This window comes from Sphingomonas kyeonggiensis, assembly GCF_030812785.1.
Taxonomy (GTDB): Bacteria; Pseudomonadota; Alphaproteobacteria; order Sphingomonadales; family Sphingomonadaceae; genus Sphingomonas; species Sphingomonas kyeonggiensis_B.
Genome location: NZ_JAUSTJ010000001.1, coordinates 724,281 through 749,914, shown reverse-complemented (window position 1 = coordinate 749,914; position 25,634 = coordinate 724,281). Strand labels below are relative to the sequence as shown.

Genomic DNA, 25,634 nt, shown 5'->3' with positions numbered 1-25,634 from the left:
CGCCCGGGCTTTCGGACAGGAGGGCCATGGCCGAGGTGAAACTCCATCCGAGCTGGCTCGAACCGCTGCAAGGCGAGTTCGCCGATCCGTACATGGCGGCGCTGCGCCAGTTCCTCGTCGCCGAGAAGGCGGCGGGCAAGCGCATCTTCCCGGCGGGCAGCGAGTGGTTCCGCGCGCTCGACCTGACGCCGCTGGAGAATGTCCGCGTCGTCATCCTGGGCCAGGACCCCTATCATGGCGAGGGCCAGGCGCATGGCCTGTGCTTCTCGGTCAAGCCGGGCGTGCGCACCCCGCCGAGCCTGGTCAACATCTACAAGGAAATGGAGGCCGACCTCGGCATCCCGCCGGCGCGGCACGGTTTCCTCGAGCATTGGGCCGAGCAGGGCGTCCTCCTCCTCAACGCGGTGCTGACCGTGCAGATGGGCGCGGCGGCATCGCATCAGGGGCGTGGCTGGGAGCGGTTCACCGATGCGGTGATCCGGCTGGTCAACGCCCGCGCCGAGCCGGTGGTCTTCCTGCTCTGGGGCAGCCATGCCCAGAAGAAGGCGGCGTTCGTCGACTCGATCGACCGGGGCGGGCGGCACCTGGTGCTCAAGGCGCCACATCCCTCGCCGCTTTCCGCCTATTCGGGCTTCTTCGGCTCGAAGCACTTCTCCAAGGCCAACGAATTCCTGAAGAGCGTCGGGCAGAAGCCGATCGACTGGGCGCTGCCTCCGCTACAGGGCTAAGGCGTATTGGCGCTGGATTAGCGGCCAGCGGCCGAGCGTCGCATGGCCATGGTCGCTCCGGATCAGCTGGAATTCCTCCACGCGCCAGGAGACCGGATCGATCGGTGCGCGCGGCACGCCCATGCCCTTGTAGGCGAGGCTGAGGTGCAGCCAGAAATTGTGCACCGGCAGCTCCACGCCACAACGCCGCGCGGCGCGGCGGAGCGCACGGTGGAACGCCGCCGGCGCCGGCATCCCCTTGCGGCCCCGCAGCGCCCGTCCGTCGATCGCGTCGAACACCATGTCGAACGGATCGAAACAGAGCGCGCCGAGTTCCTCGCGGAGCCGGTCCAGCTGGTGCGGCGCCCAGTCTCGGGCAAGTCCGAGCTTGAGCATCGTGCTGTGCCAGTGGTCCGGCGGATAATGCGCGTCCAGCCGATGCGCGCTGCGGAAGCGCTGCAGGGCCGGGCGCACCTCCGGCGGAGGCTTGGCCATGACGTACAGGACCGGCTCGGACATTCCCATGCTTTCGACTCACCTGATATGTTCGCTTTATGTTCCTTTCCGTGCATTGAGTCGAATCCGGCAATAACAAGGGGATGACTCGCAAATTTCCTGAGCCTAAGCTCGGGCCAAGGAGACACCGATGCGCCGCACCCTGACCGCCCTGATCGCGCTTTCCCTGGCCGGCTGCAGCGGCGGTGGCGGGAGCGGTTCCGTCTCGGGCGGCGGGGGCGGATCGACGGGCACCTCCACGCCGACGCCCACCCCCACCACGGCGGCAGGCTGCAGCCTGCGCGAACGCCAGACCTGGGCCGCCGCGCAGCTCAACGAATGGTATCTCTTCCCCGAGACGCTGCCCGCCAGCCTCGACCCGGCGCCCTATTCGACCGTCGGCGCCTATGTCGACGCGCTCACCGCCACCGCGCGCGCCCAGGGCCGCGACCGCTACTTCACCTATGTCACCTCGATCGCCGAGGAGAATGCCTATTATAATTCGGGCTCGAGCGCGGGCTTCGGCTTCCGCCTCTACCTGAGCGGCAACCGCCTCTATTCGGCCGAGACCTTCGAGGGCACCAGCGCGCTGGCCGCCGGGATCGACCGCGGCACCGAGATCCAGGCGATCGGCACCACCACCGGCAACCTGCAGAATGTCAGCGACATCCTGGCCGCGGGCGGCACCGATGCGCTGACCAACGCGCTCGGCCCGAGCACCGCGGGCACCAGCCGGGTGATGCGGGTGAGCGACGCGGCGGCGGGCACCCGCGTGGTGACCATCTCCAAGACCGACTATACCCTCACCCCGGTCTCGTCGCGCTACGGCGCCAAGATCATCGACGATGGCGGCCACCGCGTCGGCTATGTCAACCTGCGTACCTTCATCAACACCGCCGATTCGCCGCTGCGCGCCGCCTTCGCCCAGTTCAAGGCGGCAGGGGTGACCGAGGTCATCATCGACCTGCGCTACAATGGCGGCGGCCTGGTCTCGATCGCCGAGCTGATGGGCAATCTGCTGGGGGCCAATCGCAGCACCTCGGACGTGTTCGACTATATGACCTTCCGCCCGAGCAAGTCGGCGGAGAACGAGACCGCCTATTTCGCGCCGCAGACCCAGTCGATCGCGCCGACCCGCATCGCGTTCATCGGCACCTCCAGCACCGCATCGGCCAGCGAGCTCGTCGCCGCCGGCATGCTGCCCTATCTCGGCACCAATATGGCGCTGGTCGGCACCAACACCTATGGCAAGCCAGTCGGCCAGATCGCGATCGACAAGACCGCCTGCGACGACCGTTTCCGCATCATCGCCTTCGCGCTGGAGAATCGCGACCATCAGGGCGCCTATTTCTCCGGCCTGGCCGGCACGGTGAAGGCGAGCTGCCGCGCATCGGACGACATCGCCTATCAGCTGGGCGACCCGCGCGAGGCATCGACCCGCGCCGCGCTCGACTTCATCCAGGGCAAGAGCTGCACCGCGATCAGCGCGGTCACCGCCACCGCCGCGGCGCGCAGCCTGAACGAGACCGGCGCCGCGACGCCCGGCAACGAGCTGCTCACTCCGGCAAAGCCGAGCGTCCCGCAGCGCGACGTGCCGGGCATGTTCTGACCCGTTTTTGCGGCGCGCGGCATAGGCGTAGCGCGCGGCAGTTGCTATCTTGCCCTCCGGACGATGGAGGAAATGATGAAGTCGCTGTTCGGCCGGTTGTTCGGCAAGCGCGCGCCCGAGACGGAAACCGAGGCCGTGCTGGCGCCCCCGGCGACGCCGCCGGAGGAAAAGGCCGAATGGGTGCGCGACCAGATCCGCCGCGACGTGGCGAGCGGCTTCTATGACGAGGACGCGATCCTGACCAACGCGGCCGACGCCTTTGCCGACGACCTGACCCCCGACGCGCTTCGCCCGATGGCGCAGAAGGCGCTGCGCGAGGCGCTGGCCGAGCAGCGCTATGCCGAGCGCCAATGGCCCGAGGAGACCGATTGCGACCGGCTCGACGCCGCCTTCGCCGCGCTGGAAGAGGCCGGCGTGATCGCCCGCCAGAACTTCAGCTGCTGCGGCAATTGCGGCGCCACCGAGATCTGGGACGAGGTCCGCGCGGTCGAGGAGACCGGCGCCCCGGCGCATGGCTATGCCTTTTACCACATGCAGGACACCGAGGGCGCGGTGGACGGCGGCGGGCTCTACCTCAACTATGGCGCCTGTGACGAAGGCGAGGACGCCGCGCTGGCCGTGGGCCGCGAGATCGTCGCCGAGCTCGAGGCACACGGCCTGGAGACGCAGTGGGACGGCAGCTGGGACAAGCGCATCGGCGTGACGCTCGACTGGAAGCGGCGCCGGGGGCTCTGAGCCGGCCCGGCGCCGGGTTCAAAGTACACGAAGTACACGCCAAAAAGCGTGTTTTCGCCGGCTCAGTCGTCGTCGAACTCCGCATCGAACGGGGGCTCGCCGCGCAGCCGGGCGAGTTCGGCATCGATCCGCGCATCGATCGCAGCCTGCTCCGCCCGCACCGCTTCGTCCTGCTCGTCCTCGGACTTCTCGTAGAGCCAGTGCGGCAGCTTGCCGTCGGCGAGATCGGCGATCTCGATGGCATCGTCCAGCGCCTCGGGCGAGAGCAGGGCGGCGGGATCGGCAGGGGCCACGGGCGACAGCGCGGCGAGCGCCGCTGCCAGCGGCATGCCGGGCCCGGGTTGCACGACGCCGGGCGGCAGCGCCTCGCGATGGGCATGCGCGTAGCGTTCGGGCAGATGCGCGCGCAACAGGAACATCAGCAGCCGGTCGTTCATGCGCATGCGGCGCCCGACCCGGCGGCCTTCCTTGTCGAACACCGGCTCGTCCGTGCCGTGGATCGCGCGGTCGAAGGCGACATCGGCAAGATGCAGCGCCGCCTGATGGAGCGCGATGTTCCAGGCGCGGGCGAAATTCTCCCCGCCCGGCGAGCGGCGCAGCTTGTAGGCGCTGCTGACCGACATGCCGACCGCCTGCGCCGCCTCGGTCACCGAACCGCGATCGGCGAGCGCCTCGATGAAGCTGCGCTGGCGCTCGGGCGACCAGCCGTCGTGCCTATGCTTCCGCCGGACCGGGACCCATTCATAGTCGTCCGGGTCATGGCCATGCGCGTCGAGCAAGGCCGGCGGCAGCGCCGCCGCGGCAGATGCCGTGGCGGGAGGGTGGAAGGGATCGATCCCTGCGGATAGCGCGGGATCGAATGCGATACGATGGTCCTGCTGTTCCATCCGCAAGCTTGGATCAGACGAAATCCTATTGTGCGAGTGCCGTAGGATCGTTTCCCGGCAAGTGTTGCACGGGAGCATCCATCAGCCGGGCGGGAGCCGGTGCGGCGCGCGGGCGGCGCGGAGGATCGGCGGCACCGCGAGCAGGATCGCCGCGACCATCCCGCCGATCGCGATCAGCCCGATCGGCGTGGCGCGCGCCTCGGCCTCGAGCAGGATGCGTTCTCCTATGCGGATGCTGGCGCGGGCGGTCTGGGGCGTGGCGAGGGGATGCGGCTCGGGGGCCGCAGCTTCCCTGGCGAGGCGTGGCACCGGCGCGGGCAGGCCGTCAGGCCGGGGCATCGGCGGCCCGGGCGCGATCGGCGTGGAGCAGCCAGGCCAGCACCGCCGCCATGATCAGCAGCGCCGACACGTCGCCGGGGATGTGCCCCATGTGCATCGGCTGGGCGAAGGACTGGGCGCCCATGATCAGCCCATGGACCAGACTCGACCAGATGGCGAAGAGGATCAGCGACCGGTTCGCCTGCGGATCGGCGGCGGCGCGGATCAGGAAGACGCCGAGCGTCGCATAGACCCCGACGATCATCAGGAAATAGTTGGAGGCGGCCGGCGACCCCTCATGCCAGGCCCAGCCCGAGGGCCAGACGATGGCGAGCGGATAGACGAGGCAGCAGACGACACCGAACAGGATAAGCGCGGCCTGCAGCAGCTTGTGCGTGTTCATGGCGGTTCCCCCCAGGGCGGATGGCGGGAGGATATAGCTGCATGGGCTTGCAGGCAAATCTGGGGCGGCGGCGATCAGGCCTGGCGGTGCTCGATCAGGTCCCAGCGATTGCCGTAAAGGTCCTCGAACACCGCGACCTTGCCATAGGGCTGATCGGTGGGCGCGCGGACGAAGCGTACACCGGCTGCGGTGAAGGCGGCGAAGTCGCGTTCGAAATCATCGGTGGCGAGGAACAGGAAGACGCGGCCCGCGGCCTGGTTGCCGATTGCCGCTTCCTGTTCGGGGGTGGCGGCGCGGGCGAGGAGGATGGTGGTGGCGTTCTCCGGCGCACCGGGCGGGCGGATCGTCACCCAGCGCTTGTCCTGCTCGGGCTGGTATGTGTCCTCGACCAGCGTGAAGCCGAGCTTGCCGATGTAGAAGGTGAGCGCTTCGTCATAGTCGCGAACAATCAGGGCGATGTGGACCAGGTGAGGCACTTTGCCTTCATGGGCTATTCTTGCGGCCGGCTCAAATTGCCACAATTACTTGGGGTCAGCAAAGCCTACATAGGATCGTTCTTGCTTTGTGCCCAACGTTGTGATTGGTTGATAACGAATTTTATCCGGAGGACTCATGTCGGAAGAAACCAACTCCGCACCGGAAAAAGGCACCGGAAAACCTGACGCCAAGCGTCGTAGGAATGCCACGGCGCCATCTGAAGGTACTCCTCAGAAAAATAAGAAATCTAGAATTGTTCGAAATTTCCCAGCCTCGCCTTTTGAAGAGGCTCTTACTTTTGCCAAATCCGTATTAGATTTTGGCGCCGGAGCTACGGTTAGACGCGTAACTCTATTTAATCATCTCGGGAAATCGCCTGAGAGCAGCTTGAGTCGGCAAGTAATCACGAATGCAAACAAATATGGCCTTATTAAAGGTGGATACCAAGCAGACATTCTTGAGTTAACTTCGGAAGGAAAGAAGCTGCCGACGAGCAGATTCAGCCTAGAGAGCGAACTCGATGCCGCGTACAGCTTTCCATACTTGATATCGAACCTTTTGCAGGACTCTATAATCAGTTTAAGACCCTTAGACTCCCCGCCAAGGCAGCACTTATTGATGCCATTAAAGAGTTTAATGTTGATGCGGAAGCGGCCGAGGAAGCTGTAGATACATTCATTGTGAATTTGAGATTCGTCGGACTTCTACAGACACTATCAGGCGCAGATAGAATTATAACTGTAGATCATCTTCTTGATGAGCTCCCCTCATCAATTAATAGGCAAGATGATTCATATATACCTACTACCCCATCCGGCAATAACCTAATTACCTCCGGAGATGCGCACTTTGAATCCACGGCATTTTATATAACACCGATCGGAGAGGCCGGCTCCGAGCAGCGAGATCATTCGGATTTGTTTCTTGGATCCATTATTGAACCTGCACTGGAAACTTTGAAATTAAAGGTTGTCCGCGCAGATCAAATCGATCAGCCTGGCGTGATAACCAAGCAAGTCATTGAATATCTTTTCAAAGCAAGACTTGTTATCGCTGACCTGTCATACCACAATCCCAATGTATTTTATGAATTAGCTATCCGGCATATGTTACGCAAGCCAGTAGTTCAGCTAATGCGAAGCTCAGACCGAATTCCATTCGATGTAAATCAAGTTAGAACCATAACAATAGATACGAGCAGTATCTATAGAATGGTTCCTCAGCTCGAAGCCTATAAGTCGCAAATTGCGGCGCAAGTACGACGGGCACTTGATGATCCTGATTCAGTAGATTCTCCAATAACGATGTACCTACCGAACCAAGGGTAAATCTACCAAACCTCCACCACCGCCTCGAACGGTTCCCCGCCCCGGCTGTGCGTTCCGATATAGTGGATGCGCGCGGGGATGATGCTGGTGCCCTTGTACTCCATCTGCACATCGAGGCTGTCGATCAGGTCCTCCTCCGTGAAGCGGCGGAGGGTGCCGATCAGGAGCTGGCGGGCCTCCTCCACCTCGGGCGGGACGTAGAGGATGTTGCGCCTGTAGGCCGGGCCGCCCAGTTCGGCGGGGAAGGCGCGGATCCGTACCAGTTGGCCTTGGCGGACCAGCTTCTGCGCTGCCGCCTTGCTGGTGATTTCCGAGAAGTCGGGGCCGTTGACCACGCCTTGCGCTTCCTGCGCCGCGGCCTCGGGCGCGAGGCTCAGCGTACCGAACAGCAGCAGCGCGCCAGCCAGCCCCTGCCATGCCTGTGCCATTCCGCCCTCCCCCTGATGCCGATGCCCCTTGGGCACCTAGTGCCAGACGTCCACCAGCTGCTCGAACGGCGCGCCGCCGCGCTTGTGGCGCGCCTTGAACACGATGCGGGTGGGGACGATGCTGGTGCCCTTGTACTCGGGCAGCACCTCGACGTCGTTCGCCTCGTCCGCCCTCAGGAAACGACGGAGATTGCCGGCGACCGTCGCGCGCGTTTCGGCGGCTTCGGGGGTGATGTAGACGATGTTGCGGGGATCGTCCTCGCCGCCCAACTCGGTTGGCCAGAGATAGACCTTCACCAGCGCTCCCGACCTGACGAATTGGTCGGCCAGCGCCGTGGTGTTCACGTCGGACAGCTCGAGGGCGGTCGGCGGCACGTTGATCAGCATGCGCTTCTGCGCGAGCGCGCCGGGTGCCGCCAGGAACGCCATCCCCAGTAGCAGCGCCCCGCTCCATCGACGCCATGCATATTTCATCGCTCCCTCCCCTCACTGCCTGCGCGCGAGGGTATCGGGGTTTGGCTCGGCTTTGGACGCAAGCTTGTCCGTTTCGGACATGACTCCGGCGATCGGGACCGGCCTCAGGCCCTGGTGAACTCCATCACCCAGTTGGTCTCCCAGCTCTCGCCGCCATCGGCCGACAGCGCCTGCTCCCAGCGCGGCGTATCGCCTTGCGTGTCGAGCCAGAGGAAGCGCAGGTGGACCGCGCGCCCTTCATGCGTGTCGTCGGCGTAGAAGGTGCCGATGCCCTGCTCGAACCGGCCGGTCACCGGCGTGTCGAGCGCATGGGGATTGCGGGCGTCGAGCCACCAGATCGCCCAGGTGCCGGCCTCCGGATCATAGGAACGCAGCGCCACGGCGCGATAGTCGCCGGCGGGCAGATGGAGGAGATTGTCCTCGACATTGCCGTTGCCGCCGAGCAACGGGCGCTGCTCGCTGGTGCCGGCAAAGGTCTCCCATTCGGTACAGCCGGTCAGGCGCGACTTGAGACGGCGGTGATGGACGGTCCAGCGGCCCTGCTGGAAATCGAAATCGGTGCAATGATCGGTCATGCGGCAGGCTCCGGCGTGTTCGCGCCGAATGTTGCCATAATGTTCCGATTGGTCAAGCTTCCCGCGCTACCGGATTGCCCGGCGCGTCAGTTTGCCGGCGCCGGGGCCGGCGGTACCGAAGTCGCCTTGTCGCGTGATCGAGCCTCGGCAATGGCGCTGGCCGCGATCGCGCGCATGTCGTCGGACTTGGGATAGGCGCGCCAGTCGTCGCAGGCAGCGTCCGCGGCCTTGTAGCCGGCCTCCTGATATTTGCGGAGCTCCCAGCGCAGGGCATGGGCCTTTTTCTGCTCCGGGGTCTCGCCCGCGGCGCAATCGACCGACTCGCCCGACTCCGGATCGCCGCAATCGACCGGCCCCTCGGCCATCGCGGCGATCATCAGGAGCGGATAGACCTTCGCCACGCGCGCGCATTCGGCGCGAAGATCGTCGTCCATCGGCGGGAAGGCGGGATTGGCGGCCGCAAGGGCGAGGGCAAGCAGGGGCATCGTTCCTCCGCACGGCAATTCGCCTGCGAAAGAACGATGCCCGCCCCGTCCAAGTCAAGCCATAGGGCTCAATCGTGCTCGCGGTCGCCTTGGCCCATATAGAGCTCGCGGCCGGTCTCGTGGTAGAGCTTCGACATCGCCTCCATGCCGGCTTCGGCATCCTCGGCGGCGAGGAAGCCCTCGACCGGCGCGTTCTGCTTGGCGGCGAAGTCGCGGACTTCCTGCGTGATCTTCATCGAGCAGAATTTGGGGCCGCACATCGAGCAGAAATGCGCGGTCTTGGCGCCTTCGGCCGGTAGCGTCTGGTCGTGATACTTCTCCGCCGTGTCCGGATCGAGCGAGAGGTTGAACTGGTCGCGCCAGCGGAACTCGAAGCGGGCGCGGCTCAGCGCATCGTCGCGGACCTTGGCCGCCGGGTGGCCCTTGGCGAGATCGGCGGCATGGGCGGCGAGCTTGTAGGTGACCACGCCGACCTTGACGTCGTCACGGTCCGGCAGGCCCAGATGCTCCTTCGGCGTGACGTAGCAGAGCATCGCGGTGCCGTACCAGCCGATCATCGCGGCGCCGATGCCGCTGGTGATATGGTCATAGCCCGGCGCGATATCGGTGGTGAGCGGCCCGAGCGTGTAGAAGGGCGCCTCGCCGCACGCTTCGAGCTGCTTGTCCATATTCTCCTTGATCTTGTGCATCGGCACATGGCCGGGGCCCTCGATCATCACCTGCACGTCCTGCGCCCAGGCGCGGTGGGTCAGCTCGCCCAGCGTGTAGAGCTCGGCGAACTGGGCTTCGTCGTTTGCGTCGGCGATCGAGCCGGGGCGCAGGCCGTCGCCGAGCGAGTAGGCGATGTCATAGGCCTTCATGATCTCGGTGATCTCGTCGAACTTCTCGTAGAGGAAGCTCTCCTTGTGGTGCGCCAGGCACCATTTCGCCATGATCGAGCCCCCGCGCGAGACGATGCCGGTGACGCGCTTGGCGGTGAGCGGCACATAGGGCAGGCGGACGCCGGCATGGATGGTGAAGTAATCCACGCCCTGCTCGGCCTGCTCGATCAGCGTGTCGCGGAAGATCTCCCAGGTCAGGTCCTCGGCGATGCCGCCGACCTTTTCGAGCGCCTGGTAGATCGGCACGGTGCCGACGGGGACGGGCGAATTGCGCATGATCCATTCGCGGGTGTCGTGGATGTTGCGGCCGGTCGACAGGTCCATGATCGTGTCGGCGCCCCAGCGGATCGCCCAGACCATCTTGTCGACTTCCTGCGCCACGTTCGAGGCGACGGCGGAATTGCCGATATTGGCGTTGATCTTGACCAGGAAGTTGCGGCCGATCGCCATCGGCTCCGATTCCGGGTGGTTGATGTTGTTCGGGATGATCGCGCGGCCGCGGGCGACTTCCTCGCGGACGAACTCGGGGGTCACGTAATCGGGGATCGAGGCGCCGAAGCTGTTCCCGTCGCGGACATATTCGGCGAGGCGGGCGCGGCCGAGATTCTCGCGCTCGGCGACATATTCCATCTCGGGCGTGATGATGCCGCGCTTGGCGTAATGCATCTGCGAGACATTGGCGCCCGGCTTGGCGCGCAGCACCTTCTTGCGGACGTTCGGGAAGGGCTGGACGCCGCCCGAGCGATCGGGGCCGAGCTGGCCATTGTCCTCGGGACGGACTTCGCGCTGGGTGACTTCTTCCACGTCGCCGCGGGCGCGGATCCAGTCGCGGCGCAGCTCGGGCAGGCCGGCCATGATGTCGATCCGGGCTTCGGGATCGGTATAGGGACCGGAGGTGTCGTAGACGCGGACCGGCGCCTCGCCCGAGCCCGGCTCGAGATGGATCTCGCGCATCGCGACCTTCAGCGGGCCGACATGGATCTTCTTCGAGCCGCGGATCGCGCCGGTGGTGACGGCGAGTTCGGTCTTGGCGGGGATATCGGCCATTCGTCACTTCTCCAAAGGGGAGAGGACGGTCCTGTGGTGGGGCCGCTCCCTCCCTACGCCGGTCTCAACCGGATCAGGTTCAGCGGGTCGGAAGCTGCTGCTTCCCTCTCAAGCGCGCATCAGCGCTCCCCCGGGGATGACGGCGGTCTTAGGCGCTTGGGGAAGCGAGGTCCAGCGCTCAGAAGGTGAGCGCCAGCCCGGCCGCGCCGGTCCACTGGTTGCGGTCGCCAGCGATGCTGACCAGCGGGCTGTCGGCGAAGTCCTTGACCAGCTTGCGATAGGTGCCGCCGGCGACCAGCGACAGACCCTTGGTCAGGTTGCCGGTGAGCGCATAGGCGAAATAGCCGCCAAAGGTAATGTCCTTCTGGCCGCCCTCGGGCCGGAACACGGGCAGCCCGCTCGCGAGGCTCTGCGCCGGGGTGACGCCGAAATAGGTGCGGGCATAGCGATCCTCGACGATCTCGGCCGAGGCCGAGAGGCTGACCATCGCCTTGGTGCTGAGCGGCGTCGAATAGGTGACCACCGGGTTCCAGATGCCGGCGCGGTGCACCCGGGTCACGTCCTTGCGATAGGACACGGTCACCGAGAGCTTGTCGAAATCGCTGGTGATCAGCCCGGTGCGGCCGATGCCGAAATAGCCGCCGACCTCAAGCGCGGAATCGACTTCGCCGAGCGCCCGGACGCGGGGATCGCGGATGGAATCGCGGTTCGAGCGGTTCATGTTGTAGACCGCGACGGGGCCGAACTGGATGTCCCAGCCGGGACCGGTCGCGTTCGGGATCACGTCGAGCTGGGCGCGGTTGCCGACCAGGGTGAAGCTCATCCCCGCGACCGTGCCATTGGCGACCGGGATCGGCGTCCAGCGATTGTGGCTCGAGCCTTCATAGTCCGGGAAATAGGCGGCGCCGACGCCGAGGGTGAGCCGCGCTGCGCCTTCGCTGGCCGCCTCGGCGACTTCGGCCGATTGGGGGGCGGGCTGGGGCTCGGCCTGGTCCTGCGCCCAGGCGGGCGCGACGGCGAGGAGCGAGACGAGGAGTGCGCCGCAAAGTCGAATCATGAACTAGCCTTCAGGATGTTGCAGGCGCGAAACGCGGCCCGATCCCTGCAAGTTCCTATAAAAGGTAGCGAATCCGAACCTGTTGCATCTGGGCATCGGCGCCGAGAGCGAAGCGCGCATCCTTGTAGCGCGGCGGGCCGAAGCGGATCGCGGGGTTGCGCGAGAAGCCGAAACCCTCGCGCGGGATGCCCAGCACCGTATCGAGCCTGGCATTGCCATTGGCATCGTGGATCGCGGCGATGGCATAGTCGCCGGGCGCCAGACCTTCGAGGCGGATGCGGGGGTTGGCGGCCGGGAGCGTGCGCTTCAGCGCGCCCTTGCCCTCGCGGCAATCGGGAAAGTCGCTCGGGTCCTGCACCAGGCAGATGCGGACCACGCCCTTGGCCGAGCGCAGCCCGGTAAACGCGATGTCGAGCGCGCCACCCTCATTCGGCGCGGGCGCGGCGGCGCCCAGCAGCAGCGTGGTTGCGATCGAAAGCGCCAAGGCCCTTGTCGGTGCCGCAGAGCCGGTCCCAGTGACGGAAATAGAGTCCAAAATTGCATCCATATTGTTCGTGGTGCCGCTGATGATGGCTGGCCGTGATCAGCCAGGCGCCCAGCGGCCCCTGCCAGACGAAGCGCGGCCAGATCTCCCAGCCCATATGGTTGGTGACGCCCATCACGGTCATGATCGCGAGCACCAGCCCGAGCGCGCCGACATGGATGGGGACGAGGAAGACGAGCGCCGGGATCACCACCGCGCCGGTGATCGCTTCCAGCGGGTGGAAGCTCATCGCCGCCCAGGCGGTCGGCGGACGGCTGGCATGGTGGACGGCGTGCATGCGGCGGAACAGCGCGGGGCGATGCATCCAGCGATGCTTCCAGTAGAACCAGGCGTCGTGCGCGAGCAGATAGAGCAGCACCGAGACGGGCAGGTACCAGAGCGGGAAGGCGTGGACATCGGCGTAGATCCGCGTCCAGCCATGGTTCTGCCAGCCCCAGGCGACGATCCCCGCCGGCACGCCGTAGATCGCGGCGCTGGCGAGGCTCCAACCGATCTCGCGGCGGATCTGGCTGTCGAGCCCGGCATAGAGGCCGGGGTGGCGCAGCTGGGTGGCGAGCGCGAGGCCACCGCTCGCCAGCAGATAGCGCACGCCGACGATCAGCGTCATCGCCAACGCGGAGAGGAGGATGGCGAGCAGCATCACAGCCCGCCGACCAGCCCGCCCGGATCATAGTCGAGCCCGTTGCCGACCGCGTCGATCGTCGGGAGCCCGGTGCCGGGAAGCCGGCTCCAGCGGATTTTCTCGGCATCGCTCTCTATCGAGCCGTGGCCGGTCCGCACCTTGCGGGTAAGATAATTGATGCTGAGCGACGAGGTCTCGCCGCTGTTGCGCTGGGTGTTCCGGACGTCGAAGCCGATCAGCCGCAGCGCATTCTCCCGCCAGCGCAGGGTGAAGACCGTGCTGCCCATGCCCCAGCCGCCAGCGCTCATGAAGCGGCCGAGCGTGACCACGACATTGCCGCGCGCGATCGCCAGCCCGCCGCCGCTCACGCCTTCGCTGTCGAACCAGTCCTCGGCGCAGGCATTGTCGCGGCGCGGGACCAGGCTGTGGTTCTGGACAACGAGCCGGTAGCCGCCACCCGGCCGGGCCAGCGCGACGCCAAGGATGCGCGGATTGGTGTCGAGCGTCTCGCCGCAGAAACCGCCCTTGTTCTCTAGCACATTGGCGGGGTCGGTCATGTGCAGCGCGAAAGCGAGATCGGGCTTGCCGTCGCCGTCGAGATCACCGGTGATGCTGGTCTCCAGCGTCCATCCGGTGGGCACGAAGCCCTTTGCGCTCGTCGCCTCGGCCGCGAGCACCGGATAGCGAACCGGAGGGAGGCCGTCCTGCGGGGCGAGCAGCAGCAGGGAAAAGGGAAGCGCGAGCGTCATGCTTCGCTGCTTACTTCATTTTTCACGCGAAGGCGCGGCAGCGAAGAGAAGAAGGTTGGTTCGCGCAGAGGCGCAGAGAGCGCGGAGGAGTAATTGCGCGCGGCATGGCGTGACCTTTCTCTTCGGATGAGAAGTGGGCCGCTTCGCGACGGGGTCCACCTCCTCTGACCTTTGCGCGAAAATCCGACACGAGACGCTCGGCAAATCTGCCCAATTTTTAGGCACGCCTTCGCAACTGCACAAATTTTTACCTCTTCGTAATATTTGATTGCGCCGGAACCCAACGGAATCGTGTGTTTCTTGCGCTTGGCACGCTGTTTGCGACGAGAGCCCCCGGGATAACCGCCAAACGAGGGGGCGAAATGAAGCTCATCATCGCCATCATAAAACCGTTCAAGCTGGACGAGGTCCGCGAGGCGCTCACGGGCGTCGGCGTCGCGGGGATGACCGTGTCGGAAGTGAAGGGATTCGGACGCCAGAAGGGCCAGACCGAAATCTATCGCGGCGCGGAATACAGCACCAACATGGTGCCCAAGATCAAGATCGAGGTCGTGGTGGGTCCCGACCTGGCCGACCGCGCCGTCGAAGCGATCCAGGCCGCCGCCAGCACCGGCGCGATCGGCGATGGCAAGATTTTCGTCCTCGATGTCGGCCAGGCCGTGCGCATCCGCACGGGCGAGACCGACGAGACGGCGCTGTAAGATGGGGGTCCAGATGAAACTAGCAAAGATTGCCGCGGTGGCGGGGCTCGGCGCCCTGTTCGCCGCGATGCCTGCGCTGGCGCAGGCGCCGGCCGCAGCCGCGCCGGTCGTGCCGACCGACGCGATGGTCAACAAGGGCGATGTCAGCTGGATGCTGGTCTCGGCCGCGCTGGTGCTGATGATGTCGGTGCCCGGCCTCGCGCTCTTCTATGGCGGCCTGGTCCGCACCAAGAACATGCTCTCGGTGCTGATGCAGGTGCTCACCATCGTCTGCGTCGCCGGCCTGCTCTGGGTGACCATCGGCTATTCGATGGCCTTCACCAATGGCGGCGCGCTCAACCTGTTCGTCGGCGGCTTCTCCAAGGCACTGATGCACGGCGTCGACGCCAACACCTTCGCCGCGACCTTCTCGAACGGCGTCTATCTGCCCGAGACGACCTTCGTCGTCTTCCAGATGACCTTCGCGATGATCACCCCGGCGCTGATCGTCGGCGCGTTCGCCGAGCGGGTGAAGTTCACCCCGCTGATCCTGTTCGTCGTGGCCTGGTCGATCCTGGTCTATTACCCGATGGCGCACATGGTCTGGTACTGGCCGGGTCCGGACTTCACCGCCAGCCTGCCCACCGACCATGGCTATCTGTGGGGCCTGGGCGCGCTCGACTTCGCGGGCGGCACCGTGGTGCACATCAATGCGGGCATCGCCGGCCTGGTCGGCTGTCTCGTGATCGGCAAGCGTACCGGCTACAAGAACGAGCCGATGCCCCCGCACTCGCTGACCATGACCATGATCGGCGCCTCGCTGCTTTGGGTGGGCTGGTTCGGCTTCAACGCCGGCTCCAACCTCGAAGCCAACAAGTTCGCCTCGCTCGCCTTCATCAACACCATGGTCGCCACCGCGGCGGCGGGCGCGATGTGGGCAATCATCGAGCAGGTCGTCCACGGCAAGCCGTCGCTGCTCGGCGCGGCCTCGGGCGTGGTCGCCGGCCTGGTCGCGATCACCCCGGCGGCGGGCTTCGCCGCCCCGATGACCTCGGTCGTGCTGGGCGCGGTCGCCTCGGTGGTCTGCTTCTTCTTCGTCACCACGGTGAAGAACAAGCTCGGCTATGACGACACGCTCGACGTGTTCGGCGTCCACTGCATCGGCGGCATCATCGGCGCGATTGGCACCGCGGTCGTCGCCGACCCGACGCTGGGCGGCCAGGGCTTCATGGACTTCACCGTGATCCCGGCGGTTGCCGGCAAATACGACATGGCGACGCAGCTGGTGACCCAGGCGACTGGCGTGGGCGTGACCCTGCTGCTCTCGGGCGGCGTCTCGCTGGTCCTGTTCCTGCTGCTCAAGTTCACCATCGGCATCCGCCCGAGCAAGGAAGTCGAGGTCGAAGGCCTGGACATCAATGCGCACGGCGAGCGCGCCTACAACTACTGACGAGATCGGGCGCCGCTCCCTCTCCTCTCCTGAGGAGCGGCGCCCAACCGAGGTTCCTCCTGCGGACGACTGGGCCGGTGGTTTAAGACCGCCGGCCCTTTTTTCATTCCCTTTCCCAATGGGAGAGGGAGTCTTAGCCCAGATCTTCCTTGATGAACTGGGCGCAGCGTTCGCCGATCACGATGCTCGGGGCGTTGGTGTTGCCGCCGACCAGCCGGGGCATGATCGAGGCATCGGCGATGTAGAGCCCCTCGACGCCGCGGACCTTGAGCCGCGGGGTGACCACCGCGCCTTCGTCCGAGCCCATGCGGGCGGTACCGACCGGATGGTAGATCGTGTCGGCGCGGGCGCGGATCAGCCGTTCGAGCGCGGCATCGTCGTCCAGGTCGATCGGATAGCGGTCGCGGCCCCTGTATTGGGCGAGCTGTGGCGCCTCGAGCACGCGGTACATCGCCCGGGTGCCCTTCTTGAGCAGCTCCAGGTCGCGCGGATCGCCAAGGAAATCGGGGTCGATCAGCGGCGCGACGCGCGGATCGAGCGACTGGAGGCGCACGGTGCCGCGGCTCTCCGGGCGCAGCACACAGGCATGGCAACTGAAGCCGTGGCCGGGCACCGCGGTGCGGCCATGATCCTCGACGATCGCGATCAGGAAATGGAGCTGGAGATCGGGGCGCTCGAGCGCGGGATCGCTGCGCAGGAAGGCGCCGGCCTCGGCATAGGGAGTGGTCATCCGCCCCTTGCGGCTGACCATCCAGCGGCCGATCGAGCCGAGCGACTTGAGCGTGCCGGACAGTGAGCGGCCGAGGAAGAAGCTGCCCTGGGTCTCGAAGGCAGCGACATAGTCGACATGGTCCTGGAGATTGCCGCCGACAGCCGGCCGGTCGATCCGTACCGACAGGCCCATCTCGCGCAGATGCTCGCCCGGGCCGATGCCGGAGAGCATCAGCAGCTGCGGGGTCTGGAAGGCGCCGGCGGCGAGGACCACCGCGTGGCGGGCGCGGATCTCGCGGGCCTGGCCGTCGCGCTGATAGGCGACGCCCCAGACGCGGCCTTCCTCGAACAGCACGCGCTCGACCATCGCATCGGTGATGATCTCGAGATTGTCGCGGCGATCGAGATAGGCGCGCGCCGCTGTCCAACGCTCGCCATTCTTCTGGGTGACCTGGAACAGGCCGGCGCCCGATTGCTCGGCGCCGTTGAAGTCATCGTTGCGCGGGATCTGGAGCTCGCCGCACGCGTCGATGAACGCCTCGGAGCCGGGATGCGCCCAGAGCTGGTCGCTGACCCAGAGCCGGCCCTTGTCGCCATGATAGTCGCTGGCGCCGCGGACATTGTGCTCGGCCTGTTTGAACCAGGGGAGCATGTCGTCCCAGCCCCAGCCGGTGCAGCCGAGGTCATGCCACTCGTCATAGTCTTTGGCATGGCCGCGGACATAGAGCATCGCGTTGATCGCGCTCGAGCCGCCAAGGCCGCGGCCGCGGGGCTGGTAGCCGCGCCGGCCGTTGAGCCCGCGCTGCGGCACGGTCTCGAACGCCCAGTTGGAACCGGGGCGCTGGAACGGCATCATCCCGGGCATGCGGGTCTTGATGCTGGTGTTGCGGCCACCCGCTTCCAGCACTGCGACGCTGTACCGGCCCCCTTCGCTCAGGCGGCCTGCGACGGCGCTCCCGCCCGATCCTCCACCGATGACGACGATGTCGGCTGCTTCCACGCATCCCCCCGCTGCTGCTGCTGCTGCCGCGCCTCCCAGCGCGCCTTGATGGTCTCGGATGTATCGCGGCTGCCATCGTGGCTCCAGCCCGGCGGCGCGACCATGTACCCGATTCGGGACTTCATGTCCGGCGCGGCCCACACGTCCTTCGCGATGCCGATCCATTCGTGGAACGCGGCCCACAGGACGTTGAAGCTGCCCAGGTCCTTGACGATGCCGTAGCGCGGACGCTCGTCGTCGCGCTCGGGCTCATAGGTGCCGAGCATACGGTCCCAGACGATGAAGACCCCCGCGTAGTTCTTGTCGAGATAGCGCGGGTTGGTCGCGTGGTGGACGCGGTGGTGCGAGGGCGTGTTCATCACCGCCTCGAACCAGCGCGGCATGCGGCCGACCGTCTCGGTATGGATCCAGAACTGGTAGATCAGGTTCAGCCCCGCGACGAAGAAGATCATCGCCGGGTGGAAGCCGATCAGGAACAGCGGCAGACGGAAGACGAAGCTGATGCTCACGAAACCGGTCCAGGTCTGCCGGAGCGCCGTGGTCAGGTTATAATGTTGGCTCGAATGGTGGATGACGTGGCTCGCCCAGAACCAGCGGACGCGGTGCGCGGCGCGGTGGAAGAGATAATAGGCAAAATCGTCGAGCACGAAGGCGAAGACGAACCAGTACCAGGCGAAGCCGATCGTGAAGATGCGGAACTGGTAGAGCCAGGTCGCCAGCGCATAGACCAGGCCGGTGGTGAGCAGGCCGGCCACGGTGCTGCCGAGCCCCAGCGCGAGGCTGGTCAGCGTGTCCCTGGGGCAGAAGCGGCGGCGATCGCGGATACGCGCGATCAGCATCTCCGCCAGGATCAGCACGACGAATCCGGGAATGGCGTAGGTCACCGGATCGGGAAGAAGAGGCACCACGGGCATAGCGCCTACTTACCCTGTTGTCAGTAGCCTGTCACGCCGCGCAGCAGCACGGTGCCGAAGCGCCGGTCGCCGCTGTCGACACGGAGACCATCGGGGGTCGCCTGGCTGGTCAGCGGCAGGCGCAGATGCCGCACCGCAACACGGGCGCCGTGCATCTTGAGCAGCGCGACATCCCCCGCCTTGCCATGAACCAGAGCGGCCCGGCCGTCGCTGCCGAGCAGCGCCTCGCCGGCATCGAAGCCCGAGATCATGCCCTGGGCGGTCTCGCATGCCTCCTCGGCGCTGGCGATGGCGGCACCGCGGCCCAGACCAAGCGCCCAGGCCGCCAGCGTCATCACCAGGATGGCGCCGAGCGAGCCGGCGAAGACGTAGAGCTGCGTCACGCCTTGCCGGAGAGCTGGTCGAGCAGCGGGCGGATGCCCGAGATGTCATAGCCGGCCTGGGCGGCCTTGGCGGTGATCTCCGCGGGATCGCTGCCGCGCGACGCCTCGGCAAGCGCCCAGAGATTGCACGAGCGCGTGCCCGAACGGCAATAGGCGAGCACCGGGCCGTTCGCCTCGGCCAGCGCCGCCGCCATCGCCTCGACCTGGGCCGAGGAGAAGCCGGCATGGGTGACGGGGATCGCAGCATAGCCGAGCCCGGCGGCCTCGGCCGCGGCGCGGATCGCCTCGCCCTCGGGCTGGCCCGCCTCTTCCTCGTCGGGGCGGTTGTTGATCACGAAGCTGAAGCCCTGCTCGGCGAGGAAGCTCATGTCCTCGGCGGCGATCTGGGGGGCGACGGAGATGCTGTCATCGACGCGGCGCAGGTTCATGGGGTGATCTCCTTGTCTTCGATGACCTGGCCGGCCTTGGACCAAGTCTGCATCTGATTGCCCGCCGCCTGCAATGCCTCGTGGATGGGCTTGAGCGCGGGATTCTTGCAGCCAAGGTCGAAGGGAATCTCGGCCTTGCCCGCGGCGCCGGTCCAGACGGCGGCACCATAGGGGAAATCGGTCCAGCGCTGGCCGCATCCGGGCGGCGCGGCAGCGGCGCGCTCGGCCGGGGCGAGCAAGGCGCGGATCCGGGCGAAGCCCTGCGCGCCGGCATCGACCTTGCGGGTGACCAGCCGGGTGCCGAAGCCGGGACCCTCGGCATGGGTGTAGCTGCCGCTGCCATCGGGCGCGATCGTCCAGGACGAGACCGGCCTGCCCCAGGAGCTGACATGGAAGGCGATGGCCGTGAGCGGCGCCGGCGGGGCGGGGCGCGGCGTGGGGGCACAGCCGGCGAGGAGCGCGGCGCTGGCAAGCAACAGTCTCACGCGGCCTCGCGGATCACTTGCAGGAAGGCATCACCATAAGCGTCGAGCTTGCGCGCGCCAACGCCCGAGATGTTGCCCATCGCGGCGATGCTCTCCGGCTTGAGCAGGGCCATGTCGCGCAGCACCGAATCGTGGAAGATCACATAGGGCGGCAGGCCGGTTTCCTGCGCGATCTCGCGGCGCTTGGCGCGCAGTGCCTCGAACAGCGGATTGCCGACGGGATTGTCTCCGCCCGCCTTGCCGCCGCCCCGCCGGCGTCGCTCGCGCTTGGGCGGCAGCACCAGCTCGAGCTTGGCCCCGCCCTTGAGGATCGAGCGTGCCTCGGGCCCGAATTCGAGCCCGCCATGATCGTTGGCGCGCAGCGCGTCGCGCAGCAGCAGCGCGCGAGCGACCGGCTTGACCAGCGCCGCCTCTTCGCCTTCGACGATGCCGAAGACCGAGAGGCTCTCATGCCCGTTGCTGATGCTGCGATCGCTCGACTGGCCGAGCAGGATGCTCTCGATATAGCCAACCCCGAACATCATGCCGGTGCGGAACACCGCGGAGAGGAATTTCTGCGCGGTCACCGTCGCGTCGATCGCGGCGGGCGGGCTCAGGCAATTGTCGCAATTGCCGCAGCTTTCCGGCGCGTTGTTCTCGCCGAAATGCCTGAGCAAGATGCGGCGCCGGCAGGTCGCGGTCTCGACCAATGCGCCGAGCGCGGTGAGCCGGGTGCGCTCACCGGGCTGGCGCGCAGGCTCCACTTCGCCGATCCGCTGGCGGGCGCGGGCGAAATCATCGGCACCCCAGAAGAGATGCGCGACCGCCGGATCGCCGTCGCGGCCCGCGCGGCCGGTTTCCTGATAATAGGCCTCGATCGACTTGGGCAGGCCGGCATGGGCGACGAAGCGGACATCGGGCTTGTCGATGCCCATGCCGAAGGCGACGGTGGCGACCACCACCATGTCCTCGCTGGCGACGAAGGCGGCCTGGTTGCGACGGCGGACATCGGGATCGAGCCCGGCATGATAGGGCAGCACCGGCCGGCCCGTCTCGGCCGCCAGCTTCTCGGCGAGCTTCTCGACGCCAGCGCGGGTCTGGGCATAGACGATGCCGGGGCCGGGGGTCTCCTGGATCAGGTCGATCACCTGCCGCGTGGTATTCTCGCGCGGGGCGATGGCATAGCGGATATTGGGCCGGTCGAAGCCGGCGACGATCATCCCCTCCTGCGGCAGCCCGAGCTGCTCGAGGATGTCCGCGCGGGTGTGCGCGTCGGCGGTGGCGGTGAGCGCGAGGCGCGGCACGTCCGGGAAGCGATCGAGCAGCGGGCGGAGCAGCCGGTAGTCGGGACGGAAATCATGCCCCCATTCGGAGACGCAGTGCGCCTCGTCGATGGCGAACAGGCTGAGCTTGGCCTGGGTGAGCAGGTTGCGGAAGCCTTCGCCTGAAGCACGTTCGGGCGCGATGTAGAGCAGGTCGAGCTGGCCGGCGCGGAAACGCTCGATGGTCTCGGCGCGATTGTCGTCGACCGAGGTGAGCGTCGCCGCGCGGATGCCGACCGCCTCGGCGGCGCGAAGCTGGTCGTGCATCAGCGCGATCAGCGGGCTGACCACGACGCAGGTTCCCTCGAGCATCACCGCGGGCAGCTGATAGGTGAGCGACTTGCCCGCGCCGGTGGGCATCACCGCCAGCGTGCGCTCGCCGGCAAGGACGCGGCCCACCACCTGCTCCTGGACGCCGCGAAAGGCGTCGAAGCCGAAGACCCGGCGGAGCGTGTCGGTCGCTTGAGACATTCCCGCCGGTTAGCGGGCGATTGCCGGGTAAGTCGAGGCTATTTGCAGGGCACCCCGTCCTCGGGCTTCCAATCGACCAGCTCGAACCCGCTCACTTCGATCGACGCGATCGCATAGGGCCAGTGCTCGACACCACCCTTGCCCGGCATGACCAGGCAGACATCGGTCGGCCCGGTCCGGCCATTGCTGGTGATCTGCGCACGGTAGAGCAGCCCCCTGGCATAGCCATTATCGACGACCAGCAACGCATGATCGGTGCCGGGCACCTGGAGGAAACGGAAGCGGAGCTTGCCGGCTTCGGGCTCGGGCGCCGGCGGCAGGCGATCGCCACCCGGAATCGGCACGGCCTCGGTCACCGGGGCCTCTGGCGGCTTCTGGCCGGAGAAGTGCCGGCCGACCGCCGCCTCGAACGCGTTTGGCGTGGCGGCACCGCGCCTCGCGCCGACGGGCGTGCCGCCATCGAGCGCGAACACGACCTCTTCTCCCGGCACCAGCTTCACGCCCTGCGCCGCAGCCGGGCTCGCGATCGCCGCCGCTGCCGCAGCCAAAACCCATGCCGATCTGCGCATGCCGTCCCCCTTCGATGCCCCGCAACTATCCGCCGGCCGGGAGCAGGCGGCAAGCAGGGTTTGCACCGGAAAGCGCCGCCCGGAGCGCGCCACGGTGTTTCGCACGCGTATCGCCCACAGATTTTCACCGGAACCCGCTTCCCCCCGCCCCCGCCATCGGCCAAAGCGTCTGCGATGACGGTGCGCGTGGACATGGGAACGGACGGCAAGGGCGATGCCGTCGCCATGGATCTCGAGGAGCTGCTGGCGACGCGTTTGCTCGTCCAGGGCAATTCGGGGTCGGGCAAGTCGCATTTGCTGCGCCGGCTGCTCGAGAAGAGCGCCGGCCATGTCCAGCAGGTGATCATCGATCCCGAGGGCGACTTCGTCACGCTGAGCGACCGATATGGCCATATCTCGATCGAGGCGGCGGATTACAGCGAGCGCGAGATCGCCCGCTTCGCCACGCGGATCCGCGAGCATCGCGCCTCGGTGGTGCTGAGCCTGGAAGGGCTTGAGGCCGAGGGGCAGATGAAATGCGCCGCCGCCTTCCTCAACGCGATGTTCGATGCGCCGCGCGACCATTGGTATCCGGCGCTGGTGGTGGTCGACGAGGCGCAGCTGTTTGCCCCTTCGGGCGGCGGCGAGGTTGCCGAGGACGTCCGCCGCGCGTCGCTGAGCGCGATGACCAACCTGATGTGCCGCGGGCGCAAGCGCGGCCTGGCCGGGGTGATCGCCACCCAGCGCCTTGCCAAGCTCGCCAAGAATGTCGCGGCCGAGGCCTCGAACTTCCTGATGGGCCGCACCTTTCTCGACATCGACATGGCGCGCGCCGCCGACCTGCTCGGCATGGAGCGCCGCCAGGCCGAGGCGATCCGCGACCTGGCGCGCGGCCATTTCCTCGCGCTCGGCCCGGCTGTGTCGCGCCGGCCGGTGTCGATCCAGATCGGCGCGGTCGAGACCAGCGCGCGCAGCGGCAGCCCCAAGCTGACGCCGCTGCCCGAGGCGCCCTCGGCCGAATTGAAGGACCTGCTGCTCGCCCCCGCCGAGCCCGAATGGACCCCGCCGACACCGCCGGCCCCGGTCCAGGCGCCGCAGCTCGCCTCCGACCGGCTGCTCGAGGCGCTCGCCCGCTCGGTGCCGGCGCGCGAGGAAGAGCCTGAGGTCGACGCCGAGGAGGCTGCGCAGAAAATCGCCGACGTGCTGCGCGACATCGTCGAGGATCCGGAGAGCACCTATCGCTCGCCCTCGGTGCTCTATCAGGACTTCCTGGTGCGCTGCCGGATGGTAGGGCTTGCCCGGCCGCCGCTCGACCTGTCGAGCTTCGTCCGCCGGCTGTCGGCGGCGCGCGCCGGCATCCATGGCAATCCGGACAACGACTGGGCGCAGGCGCTGGAGGCGGCGCGCGCCCTGCCTGACGACATGCTCGGGCCGTTCCTGCTCATCGCCCGCGCCGCGCGCGAGGGCGCACCCTGCCCGAGCGACAACGAGATCGCCGCCACCTATGGCACCAGCTCGCTGGGGCGGGTTCGCCGGCTACTCCAATATATCGAGAGCAAGGAGCTGTTCGTTACGCGCACGGACCTGTCGGGGAAGCGCTCGATCACCATCCCCCGGCTCGGCTGGACCACCGAGCCGGCAGAGATCGGCAGCAGCTAGAGCTTGCGCAGCCAGGCCTCGGTGGCGTCGACATGCGTCACCGGGAGCATATGGCCGCCGTCGAGCATCTCGATCGCGCCGTTCGGAATGTCCGACGCCGTCTTGCGCCCATGCAGCTCGGGATCGAGCAGCGCATCCTGGCGGCCATAGAGGATCGAGACGGGGATCGCGATCTCGCCATAGCGCGGCGCCTGGGCCTTCATCACTTCGGGCGCCATCTCGATCTCGTAGCAACCCATCTGGAAGCTCGCCGGGCGGATGGCGAGCGCGCCGCCGGCCTTGATCGGGAAGTCCTCGGGAACCGGATCGGGGGCGAAGACCGCCACCGTCTTGGCCTTGCCGGTGCGCATCGAGAGCGGCACCGCGATCGTCCAGGCGATCAGCGGGCGGAGCGGCGCCGGGACGACGAGCCCCTTGAGCGGCTCGGGCGGCTGGTCGATCGGCTGGGTATAGGGGGCGATCAGGCCGAGCGCGCGCACCGCATCGGGGTGGCGGAAAGCCAGCGCCAGGCTGACTGCGCCGCCCATCGAATGGCCGACCAGCAGCGGCTTCTCCAGCCCGAGCGCGCGGATCGCCGCGGCGACCGCATCGGCCTGGCCGCGAAGGTCGAGCCGCGGGCCGGTCAGCACCGAATAGCCCCAGCCGGGGCGGTCCATCACGATCACCCGCCGATCGCTGGCGAGGCGCCCGGCCAGTGCATAGGTGAAGACGCGCAGCTGGCTCATGATGCCGTGGATCATCACGATCGCAGGGGCATCGGCCGGCCCCATCTCGACATAATGGATGCGCACGCCGGGCACTTCGACCTGGCGGCCGTCCATCGGCACCCAGCGCTCGACGCCGCGCGAGACATAGGCAGACCAGAGAACCAGCGCCGCGAGCAGCGCCAGGATGAAGATGATCAGGCCCCAAAACATATGTGCCCCTCCCCTGTTTTCAGGAGATGTAACCGGTCTTCTTCAGAAATGCGCGCAAGGATTCCGGCTGCTGGAGCTGATTCTCCTCCCGCTCCCAATGGCCCAGCATCTCGGCCCATGCGGTGCCGAACCGGCCGATCCGCGCGGCATCGGCGACATAGGCGGCACAGGCGCCGTTGCGATCGCGCCGCTCGGACAGGCAGGCCGGCCGCAGCCGCGCCATGTCCTCGCGGTAGATATGCGCATATCCCGGCTCGCGCGACACCTCGACGGGCTGGCCGCCGCGCAGGGTGAGCACCATCGGCGGGCGCGGCGTGCAGGCGTTGCAGCCGAAACGGCCGTCGAAACGGCCATCGCCGAGCACGAAGTCGATCGTGCCGTCGCCCGAGATATCGCGCAGCACCCCGGGCAGCTCGCCCTGCAGATGGCCGGGAAGCCGCACCTCGCGATACCCCGACTTTTCCGGGAGGAAGAGCTGGATCCACACATCGCCGCCCGCCCCTCCGGAGCGGTTCTCGATCACCAGTCCCGGCCGGACGTCGCGTGCGTTGAAGCGCACCACGCCCAGCCGATAATAGGCGGCCTGGTCGGTCGTCCGGACCACGACCGGCGCACCGCCCGCCGGCGTGATCGTCACGTCGGCCTGGTTGTTGTGCCCATCCCAGCGGCATGCCTCGGTCTGGGCCGGCGTTCCGCAGGGCACCGGGGCGATGCCGATCCGGATGCCGTCCGAAACCCAGTGGAACCGGCCTTCCCGCGAACTCCATGCGCGCAGGGTCGCGGGCGAGACCTCGGGTTCAGGGTGCGACGGAACGGACGCCGCTGCGAGGAGCAGCAGCGGCAGGCATGCGAGCGGCTTCATGCGC

31 protein-coding genes and 1 riboswitch are annotated in these 25,634 nt (G+C 67.0%); of the genes, 8 read left to right on the top strand and 23 right to left on the bottom strand.

Annotation, left to right across the window (positions count from 1 at the left end; genetic code table 11):
• Window positions 1-26: 26 nt before the first annotated feature.
• On the top strand, window positions 27-728 hold the full coding sequence (ung, locus tag J2W22_RS03740) for a uracil-DNA glycosylase (protein WP_307116918.1): 702 nt from the start codon (window positions 27-29) through the stop codon (window positions 726-728).
• Here the strand turns inward: ung and J2W22_RS03735 are convergent.
• Window positions 717-1,226, bottom strand: coding sequence for a 2'-5' RNA ligase family protein (locus J2W22_RS03735; RefSeq protein WP_307116917.1), 510 nt, complete (start codon window positions 1,224-1,226; stop codon window positions 717-719). The genes ung and J2W22_RS03735 overlap by 12 nt on opposite strands.
• 127 nt (window positions 1,227-1,353) lie before the next feature.
• Here J2W22_RS03735 and J2W22_RS03730 point away from each other — a divergent pair, with 127 nt between their 5' ends.
• Both J2W22_RS03730 and J2W22_RS03725 read left to right on the top strand, forming a co-directional pair.
• Window positions 1,354-2,811 (top strand): S41 family peptidase, encoded by a 1,458-nt coding sequence (locus J2W22_RS03730; protein WP_307116916.1) that lies wholly within the window; start codon window positions 1,354-1,356, stop codon window positions 2,809-2,811.
• 75 nt (window positions 2,812-2,886) lie between these two features.
• On the top strand, window positions 2,887-3,546 hold the full coding sequence (locus J2W22_RS03725; protein ID WP_307116915.1) for a DUF6891 domain-containing protein: 660 nt from the start codon (window positions 2,887-2,889) through the stop codon (window positions 3,544-3,546).
• 62 nt (window positions 3,547-3,608) lie between these two features.
• Here J2W22_RS03725 and J2W22_RS03720 read toward each other — a convergent pair whose 3' ends face one another.
• From J2W22_RS03720 to J2W22_RS03705, 4 genes are all read right to left on the bottom strand, one after another.
• Window positions 3,609-4,433: a hypothetical protein gene (locus J2W22_RS03720; protein WP_307116914.1), complete on the bottom strand. Its 825-nt coding sequence runs from the start codon at window positions 4,431-4,433 to the stop codon at window positions 3,609-3,611.
• Window positions 4,434-4,514: 81 nt separating this feature from the next.
• Window positions 4,515-4,772 (bottom strand): hypothetical protein, encoded by a 258-nt coding sequence (locus J2W22_RS03715; RefSeq protein ID WP_307116913.1) that lies wholly within the window; start codon window positions 4,770-4,772, stop codon window positions 4,515-4,517.
• Window positions 4,759-5,154 (bottom strand): DUF6632 domain-containing protein, encoded by a 396-nt coding sequence (locus J2W22_RS03710; protein ID WP_307116912.1) that lies wholly within the window; start codon window positions 5,152-5,154, stop codon window positions 4,759-4,761. Before J2W22_RS03710 ends, J2W22_RS03715 begins: the two co-directional genes overlap by 14 nt.
• 74 nt (window positions 5,155-5,228) lie before the next feature.
• Window positions 5,229-5,630, bottom strand: coding sequence for a VOC family protein (locus J2W22_RS03705; protein ID WP_307116911.1), 402 nt, complete (start codon window positions 5,628-5,630; stop codon window positions 5,229-5,231).
• Window positions 5,631-5,766: 136 nt separating this feature from the next.
• Between J2W22_RS03705 and J2W22_RS03700 the strand changes: the two genes are divergently transcribed.
• Entirely contained in the window at window positions 5,767-6,300 is a 534-nt protein-coding gene (locus J2W22_RS03700; protein WP_307116910.1) for a hypothetical protein, read from the top strand.
• Window positions 6,301-6,311: 11 nt separating this feature from the next.
• Window positions 6,312-6,959, top strand: coding sequence for a hypothetical protein (locus J2W22_RS03695; protein WP_307116909.1), 648 nt, complete (start codon window positions 6,312-6,314; stop codon window positions 6,957-6,959).
• Between the two features lie 2 nt (window positions 6,960-6,961).
• Here the strand turns inward: J2W22_RS03695 and J2W22_RS03690 are convergent, their stop codons facing one another.
• From J2W22_RS03690 to J2W22_RS03650, 9 genes are all read right to left on the bottom strand, one after another.
• On the bottom strand, window positions 6,962-7,387 hold the full coding sequence (locus J2W22_RS03690) for a hypothetical protein (RefSeq protein ID WP_307116908.1): 426 nt from the start codon (window positions 7,385-7,387) through the stop codon (window positions 6,962-6,964).
• A 36-nt stretch (window positions 7,388-7,423) separates the two neighbouring features.
• Window positions 7,424-7,861 (bottom strand): hypothetical protein, encoded by a 438-nt coding sequence (locus J2W22_RS03685; protein ID WP_307116907.1) that lies wholly within the window; start codon window positions 7,859-7,861, stop codon window positions 7,424-7,426.
• A gap of 104 nt (window positions 7,862-7,965) precedes the next feature.
• Window positions 7,966-8,436 carry a DUF1579 domain-containing protein gene (locus J2W22_RS03680; RefSeq protein WP_307116906.1) on the bottom strand — a complete coding sequence of 157 codons (471 nt, stop codon included), beginning with the start codon at window positions 8,434-8,436 and terminating at the stop codon, window positions 7,966-7,968.
• 86 nt (window positions 8,437-8,522) lie between these two features.
• On the bottom strand, window positions 8,523-8,921 hold the full coding sequence (locus J2W22_RS03675) for a hypothetical protein (RefSeq protein WP_307116905.1): 399 nt from the start codon (window positions 8,919-8,921) through the stop codon (window positions 8,523-8,525).
• Window positions 8,922-8,989: 68 nt separating this feature from the next.
• The gene (gene thiC / locus J2W22_RS03670; RefSeq protein ID WP_307116904.1) at window positions 8,990-10,849 is read right to left on the bottom strand and encodes a phosphomethylpyrimidine synthase ThiC; all 1,860 of its coding nucleotides are present in this window, start codon (window positions 10,847-10,849) and stop codon (window positions 8,990-8,992) included.
• A gap of 46 nt (window positions 10,850-10,895) precedes the next feature.
• A riboswitch (TPP riboswitch) is annotated at window positions 10,896-10,986 on the bottom strand.
• 41 nt (window positions 10,987-11,027) lie between these two features.
• Complete coding sequence (locus tag J2W22_RS03665; RefSeq protein WP_307116903.1) at window positions 11,028-11,906, bottom strand: MipA/OmpV family protein; 879 nt, start codon at window positions 11,904-11,906, stop codon at window positions 11,028-11,030.
• A 55-nt stretch (window positions 11,907-11,961) separates the two neighbouring features.
• A complete protein-coding gene (locus tag J2W22_RS03660; protein WP_307116902.1) occupies window positions 11,962-12,390 on the bottom strand; it encodes a DUF2141 domain-containing protein in 429 nt (142 codons plus the stop codon).
• Window positions 12,332-13,090, bottom strand: coding sequence for a sterol desaturase family protein (locus tag J2W22_RS03655; protein ID WP_307116901.1), 759 nt, complete (start codon window positions 13,088-13,090; stop codon window positions 12,332-12,334). The genes J2W22_RS03660 and J2W22_RS03655 overlap by 59 nt, the downstream gene beginning before the upstream one ends.
• Window positions 13,090-13,821 (bottom strand): hypothetical protein, encoded by a 732-nt coding sequence (locus J2W22_RS03650; RefSeq protein WP_307116900.1) that lies wholly within the window; start codon window positions 13,819-13,821, stop codon window positions 13,090-13,092. Before J2W22_RS03650 ends, J2W22_RS03655 begins: the two co-directional genes overlap by 1 nt.
• A gap of 362 nt (window positions 13,822-14,183) precedes the next feature.
• Between J2W22_RS03650 and J2W22_RS03645 the strand changes: the two genes are divergently transcribed.
• Entirely contained in the window at window positions 14,184-14,522 is a 339-nt protein-coding gene (locus J2W22_RS03645) for a P-II family nitrogen regulator (protein ID WP_307116899.1), read from the top strand.
• Between the two features lies 1 nt (window position 14,523).
• A complete protein-coding gene (locus J2W22_RS03640) occupies window positions 14,524-15,951 on the top strand; it encodes an ammonium transporter (protein ID WP_373422934.1) in 1,428 nt (475 codons plus the stop codon).
• Between the two features lie 133 nt (window positions 15,952-16,084).
• Here J2W22_RS03640 and J2W22_RS03635 read toward each other — a convergent pair whose 3' ends face one another.
• The 7 genes from J2W22_RS03635 to J2W22_RS03605 are packed head-to-tail and all read right to left on the bottom strand — an operon-like array spanning window position 16,085 to window position 22,213.
• Complete coding sequence (locus J2W22_RS03635) at window positions 16,085-17,662, bottom strand: GMC family oxidoreductase (protein ID WP_307116897.1); 1,578 nt, start codon at window positions 17,660-17,662, stop codon at window positions 16,085-16,087.
• A complete protein-coding gene (locus J2W22_RS03630; protein ID WP_307116896.1) occupies window positions 17,596-18,576 on the bottom strand; it encodes a sterol desaturase family protein in 981 nt (326 codons plus the stop codon). Before J2W22_RS03630 ends, J2W22_RS03635 begins: the two co-directional genes overlap by 67 nt.
• 20 nt (window positions 18,577-18,596) lie before the next feature.
• The gene (locus J2W22_RS03625; RefSeq protein ID WP_307116895.1) at window positions 18,597-18,959 is read right to left on the bottom strand and encodes a hypothetical protein; all 363 of its coding nucleotides are present in this window, start codon (window positions 18,957-18,959) and stop codon (window positions 18,597-18,599) included.
• Window positions 18,956-19,387 carry a TIGR01244 family sulfur transferase gene (locus tag J2W22_RS03620; protein WP_307116894.1) on the bottom strand — a complete coding sequence of 144 codons (432 nt, stop codon included), beginning with the start codon at window positions 19,385-19,387 and terminating at the stop codon, window positions 18,956-18,958. The genes J2W22_RS03625 and J2W22_RS03620 overlap by 4 nt, the downstream gene beginning before the upstream one ends.
• On the bottom strand, window positions 19,384-19,872 hold the full coding sequence (locus J2W22_RS03615; RefSeq protein WP_307116893.1) for a hypothetical protein: 489 nt from the start codon (window positions 19,870-19,872) through the stop codon (window positions 19,384-19,386). The genes J2W22_RS03620 and J2W22_RS03615 overlap by 4 nt, the downstream gene beginning before the upstream one ends.
• Window positions 19,869-21,644: a DNA helicase RecQ gene (gene recQ, locus J2W22_RS03610; protein ID WP_307116892.1), complete on the bottom strand. Its 1,776-nt coding sequence runs from the start codon at window positions 21,642-21,644 to the stop codon at window positions 19,869-19,871. The genes J2W22_RS03615 and recQ overlap by 4 nt, the downstream gene beginning before the upstream one ends.
• A 38-nt stretch (window positions 21,645-21,682) precedes the next feature.
• Window positions 21,683-22,213 (bottom strand): hypothetical protein, encoded by a 531-nt coding sequence (locus J2W22_RS03605; RefSeq protein ID WP_307116891.1) that lies wholly within the window; start codon window positions 22,211-22,213, stop codon window positions 21,683-21,685.
• A 174-nt stretch (window positions 22,214-22,387) separates the two neighbouring features.
• On the opposite strand from J2W22_RS03605, the gene J2W22_RS03600 reads away from it, so the two are divergent.
• Complete coding sequence (locus J2W22_RS03600) at window positions 22,388-23,851, top strand: ATP-binding protein (RefSeq protein WP_307116890.1); 1,464 nt, start codon at window positions 22,388-22,390, stop codon at window positions 23,849-23,851.
• Here the strand turns inward: J2W22_RS03600 and J2W22_RS03595 are convergent.
• Together J2W22_RS03595 and J2W22_RS03590 are read right to left on the bottom strand one after the other, a co-directional pair.
• Window positions 23,848-24,768, bottom strand: a complete 921-nt coding sequence (locus J2W22_RS03595) for an alpha/beta fold hydrolase (RefSeq protein ID WP_307116889.1) — start codon at window positions 24,766-24,768, stop codon at window positions 23,848-23,850. The two genes, J2W22_RS03600 and J2W22_RS03595, sit on opposite strands and share 4 nt — an antisense overlap.
• Before the next feature lie 19 nt (window positions 24,769-24,787).
• Window positions 24,788-25,630, bottom strand: a complete 843-nt coding sequence (locus J2W22_RS03590) for a hypothetical protein (protein WP_307116888.1) — start codon at window positions 25,628-25,630, stop codon at window positions 24,788-24,790.
• Window positions 25,631-25,634: the final 4 nt, after the last annotated feature.